Annotated in this window: 2 protein-coding genes; one reads left to right on the forward strand and one right to left on the reverse strand. The window is 22.2% G+C overall.

Translation table 11 applies throughout. From position 1 onward, the window contains the following. Positions 1 to 524 precede the first annotated feature (524 nt). Complete coding sequence (locus tag BGI41_RS07420) at positions 525 to 1,796, forward strand: MFS transporter (RefSeq protein ID WP_088540052.1); 1,272 nt, start codon at positions 525 to 527, stop codon at positions 1,794 to 1,796. 367 nt (positions 1,797 to 2,163) lie between these two features. On the opposite strand, the gene BGI41_RS07425 is transcribed toward BGI41_RS07420, so the two are convergent. After that, positions 2,164 to 2,880, reverse strand: a complete 717-nt coding sequence (locus BGI41_RS07425) for a metal-dependent transcriptional regulator (RefSeq protein WP_088540054.1) — start codon at positions 2,878 to 2,880, stop codon at positions 2,164 to 2,166. Positions 2,881 to 3,095: the final 215 nt, after the last annotated feature.

A 3,095-nucleotide genomic window follows, 5' to 3' on the forward strand; every position in this document is an offset into this window, starting at 1 on the left:
GTAAATAAACTAATTAAATTAAAACATTTATTAAAAAACATATAAAAATTAAATTTTAAATAAAATTCAAATATTATATTTAAAACAATTATTATATTATATTTTTTATTTAATTATATAAATAAAAGTTTAGTTTTTTAATCAGTTTACATATTTTAAAATTCAATTAAATAAAAAATGTATAAATAAAAACAAGAATAATATTTTAAATGTTAATATTATAATTTTTAATTAAAATACATTATAATATTTTAATTTAAGATATAAATTGAAGTATCTAATAGAATTTTAATTTAATAAATAAATTAAAATAACTTATAAAATAAGAATTTAATTTAATAATACAAAACTAAACTAAAAAATAAATTGAATTCAAATCAATAAATAGCTTAAAAATAAAATTAAACTAAAAAAAAGTTGAAAATATAATTTAAATTAATAAATTACATGTAATTAAACTAAAAAAAATATAAGTTTAATTTAATAAATTATATAAAATATCAAAATAAAAAGGAAATAAATTCATGACAGTAACTTTAAATAAAAAAGAAAGAAATCGAATACTTTCATTATTTCTTATTGGAATATTTATGGGATGTCTTGATATGGGTATTGTTGGACCAGTGCTTTCACCAATACAAAACACTTTCCACATAACATCAAGAGAATCATCTTGGATCTATACAATATATATTATTGCATTTATGATTGGATCCCCAATTATGGCTAAATTTTCAGATTTTTATGGTCAAAGAAAATTATATATTATTGAGATAATATTATTTGGATTAGGTTCAGCAAGTATTTCAATTGCACCTTCAATGGAAGTAATATTTATAGGAAGAATAATACAAGGATTTGGTGCAGGAGGACTTTTCCCAGTAGTAGGATCATTTATTGGAGATTATTTCCCAATAAAATCTAGAGGAACTGCACTTGGAATAATAGGAGCAACATTTGGACTTTCAACAGTAGCTGGACCATTAGTAGGGGCAGCAATAATACCATTTGGATGGAATTGGTGTTTTGCAATAAATATACCAATATCAATTATATTATTAATTTTATCTTACTTCTTACTACCACAATTTGAACAATCAAATCATTTAGATATTGATTGGAGTGGAATAATATTATTAATTTTATGTAGTACTCTATTTGCTTATGGATTAAATCAAATAGATTCATCAAACTTTGTTAATAGTTTATTTTCAATAAAAGTATTACCATATTTAGTATTATTTATAATATTATTACCAATATTTATTAAAATAGAAAAAAGAGCAACAGAATCAATTGTTCCAATATATCTATTTAAAAATAAAGAAATCTCAACAGCATCTATCCTTGTAATATGTGAAGGAATAATAAATGCTGCAACAATATTTGTACCTTCACTTGCAATGATTTCATTAGGATATAATGATGAACTTGCAAGTTTAATGTTAATTCCACTTGTAGGTGCTAATGCAGTAGCTGCACCAATACTTGGAAAATACCTATTTAAATTAGGTTATAAAATAATGATGATAGTTGGTACATTTATATTAAGTGTTGGTCTTGTAATACTTGGATTTTTTGCTACTAATTTATACATCTTCTTAATTGCAGATATTTTAATTGGTCTTGGATTAGTAACATTAATTGGAGCACCAATGAGATTCCTTATAATGTGTGAAACATCACATGGTGAAAGAGGAGTAGGTCAAGCAATTATTAATATGATGGGTTCAGTAGGCCAATTAATTGGTGGTGCATTAATAGGTGGAATAATTGCATCATATAATATACATTAATTGGATATACTTGTGCATTAATCACTGCTGCAGTATTTGGTATAATTGCATTTATATTTACTAGTCGTTTAAAAACAAGAGACGACGAAATAGCAACAATGAAAGCAAATTCATAAAAAATAAAATTTACTTATAATTTTTATAAGTAAATATTTTTACTATTTTTAAACTCATTTTAAATACTTAAAAATCTAATTTTAAAAAAGAACTAAAAAATACTACAAAAAACTAATTTTAAAAAAATAAAAAAAAGATAATTAAAATACTATAAACTCTAAAATAATGAAAAAAGAACTAAAATACGATAAATATTAAAAAAATAAACACTAAAAAACAGTAAAATTAAAAATAAAAAAGAGATAAATAATTAATGTACTTTTAAAAATATATTATTTGCAATATCTCTTTTAATTGGTGTTTCTTTATCATCTACAGAGATGATTAAATAATCTTTTGAACTATCTTTAGTAATGACTTTAATTTTAGAACCCATAGTAATATGTAATTCTAAAACACTAGCAAGTTCTAATACATTACCACGGATAAATGAGACAGTACCACAATGTCCTTCTCTAACTTGAGTAATTGATAAAAGATTTGAACTTCTTAAACCTATTTCTTCAACATCTTTTGAATAATTACGGCATTCTTCACAATTTTCAAAATCAAAATCACATGCAGGTATTATATTACCATCAGGACATAAATCAGGCTCTTTTAACATGATACACATAGCTCTTTCAGCTTCATCAGAAAGAGAATGTTCCATTTCACAAGCTTGAACATGTAAATTTTCAAATTTAATTCCTAAAACATCTTTTAAAAATAATTCAAGAATTCTATGTTTTCTTGTAATTTTTTGGGCAATTTTACTTCCTTTTGGAGTTAAAGTCGCACCTTTATAAGGAATATAATTAACATATCCTAATTTTTCTAATTTTTTAAGCATCTGAGTAACACTACCTGGTGCTACATCAAGATTTTTTGATAATGTTGTAGTGGAAACATGATCAGAAACACATCCAAATTTATATAGACTTTCTAAATATTCTTCGATGTTTTCACTGATTTCTCTTTTTGGCATGATAATACTCCTTTTAGTAAAAAATTATAATAAAAAAATTTGTAATTATTTATATATTTTATAAGACTAATATAAAAAGTTTTAGTTTACCTAAAATAAATTTAAAAAAAAATTAAAGAAAATTGAAAATGAATAAATTAAAATAAGATGTAAAAAATTTAAAAAAAGAAATTTTAAGAAAATAAACATGAAAAAAAGGTTTAAAACTTAAGAAT

The sequence above is a fragment of the Methanobrevibacter sp. 87.7 genome, from assembly GCF_002208625.1.
In the GTDB taxonomy this organism is placed as follows: Archaea; Methanobacteriota; Methanobacteria; order Methanobacteriales; family Methanobacteriaceae; genus Methanarmilla.